The 1,794-nt window shown below is 73.9% G+C and carries 2 protein-coding genes; one reads left to right on the forward strand and one right to left on the reverse strand.

What is annotated here, in order from left to right:
* Positions 1-66: 66 nt before the first annotated feature.
* Positions 67-690, forward strand: coding sequence for a molecular chaperone (locus ACK4TH_RS11635; RefSeq protein WP_409626655.1), 624 nt, complete (start codon positions 67-69; stop codon positions 688-690).
* Positions 691-697: 7 nt separating this feature from the next.
* Here ACK4TH_RS11635 and ACK4TH_RS11640 read toward each other — a convergent pair.
* A partial coding sequence (locus tag ACK4TH_RS11640; RefSeq protein ID WP_409626657.1) for a sensor histidine kinase occupies positions 698-1,794 on the reverse strand: 1,097 nt, incomplete at its 5' end.

Below are 1,794 nucleotides of genomic sequence, written 5' to 3' on the forward strand. Positions count from 1 at the left end.
GGACTGCCGCGTCTTCGACATCCTCACCAGCCGCGAAGTCAAGATCACCGACCTGTGAGCTGCGCCATGGCCGAATCCGCCCTGCCATTTCCCACCCGCCCCGGCTTCGACGAGGAGACCGCGCGCGCCGAGCTGTATGGCCTGCTGGCCGGGCTGCTGGCCGCGCCGCCCGCCGACGAGCTGCTGGCCCGCCTGCGCGTCGCCGTGACCGAGGCACCGGCCCCCGGCGGGGTGCTGGAGGTGCCGTGGCAGGCGCTGGTGGCGCAGGCGCGGGCGCTGTCGGCCCAGCAGGTGCGCGACGAGTACGAGGCGCTGTTCGGCGGCGTCGGCAAGCCGGAGGTGTACCTGTACGCCTCCCACTACCTGAGCGGGTTCTTGAACGACAAGCCGCTGGCGGCGCTGCGCGAGGCGCTGGCGGCGCTCGGCCTGGCGCGCGCCGAGGGCGTCAGCGAGCCGGAGGATCACCTCGCCTTCCTGTGCGAGGTGATGCGCTTTCTGATCGCCGGCGACGACGCCGAGGTGTGCAACCTGGCGCGCCAGCACGCCTTCTTCGCGCGTCACCTGCACCCGTGGGTGCCGGCGCTGTGCGACGCGCTGCAGGCGCACCCGGCGGCGCACTTCTACGCCGCGCTGGCCGAGCTGCTGCGCGCCTTCGTGCAGGTGGAGGCGCAGGCGTTCGAGATGGCGTGAGGCCGGCTCAGGCGCCGCCCACCGCCTGCGGCTCCCGCGGCTCGCTGTAGAGCCGCACGCGAAACACCGCTCCCGCCCCGTCGGTGCGGTTGTCGGCTTCTAGCCGGCCACCGTAGCGCTCCAGCAGTCCCTGGCTGACCCATAGCCCCAGCCCGTGCCCGTCCGGCTTGGTGGTGAAGAACGGCGTGAACAGCCGCGCGCGCACCTCGGGCGACAGACCCGGGCCGCGATCGCGCACCTCCACCCAGGCGCCGACCGGGGTGTCGTCCTCGACCCAGTCGCCGCTGGCCAGCTCCACCTCGGCGCCGTCGGGGCTGGCCTGCACCGCGTTGACCAGCAGGTTGATGATGACCTGCTGCAGCTCCTGCCGGTTGCACGCCACCGCGGTGGTGGCGCGGTCGTCGCGCCGCAGCCGGATGCCGCGCTGCTGCAGCAGCCGCTCCACCAGCACGACGCAATCATCCAGCACCGCCGGCAGCGCCAGCGGCTCCACGTAGCCGGCGAACTCGGTCGGGCGTGCGTGCTGCAGCAGCCGCGTGACGATCAGGCGGATGCGCTCGACTTGCGCGTCGATCAGCGCCAGCTCGGCCTGCACCGGTGTGGCCGCCGGCCCCAGCGTCTCGCGCACCAGGTCCAGGTTGCCCTGGATGACGGCGATCGGGTTGTTGATCTCGTGCGCCAGGCCGGCGCTGAGCTGGCCGATGGTGGCCAGCCGCTCGCTGCGGATGAGCTGCTGCTGCGCCTGGCGCAGCGCGGCGTGGCTGGCCTGCAGCTCGCGCGTGCGCTCGGCGACGCGGCGGTCCAGCGTCTCGGCCCAGGCGCGCAAGTGCGCGGTCTGCTCGGCCAGCAGATCCAGCAGCCGGTCCAGATGCTGCGCCAGCGCGCCCAGCTCGTCGTGCGAGCCCACCGGCCCGACGCGCGCCGCGGTGTCGCCGCGCTCGATGCGGCGCATCGTCGCGTCCATGCGCTCCACCGGCTCGACCAGCGCGCGCGCCCGGCGCAGCGTCCAGCGCGCCGCCACCGCCATCACCAGCCCGAACAACAGCGCCGTGCCAGCCAGCACCGCCCACTTGACCCAGCGCAGCGGCGCCTCCAGGAAGCCGA

This window comes from Tepidimonas sp. (assembly GCF_046292505.1).
In the GTDB taxonomy this organism is placed as follows: Bacteria; Pseudomonadota; Gammaproteobacteria; order Burkholderiales; family Burkholderiaceae_C; genus Tepidimonas.

What these genes read in the sequence shown, in the direction of transcription:
- ACK4TH_RS11635 (WP_409626655.1), top strand. Translation starts at nt 67, where the DNA reads ATGGCCGAATCCGCCCTGCCATTTCCCACCCGCCCCGGCTTCGACGAG.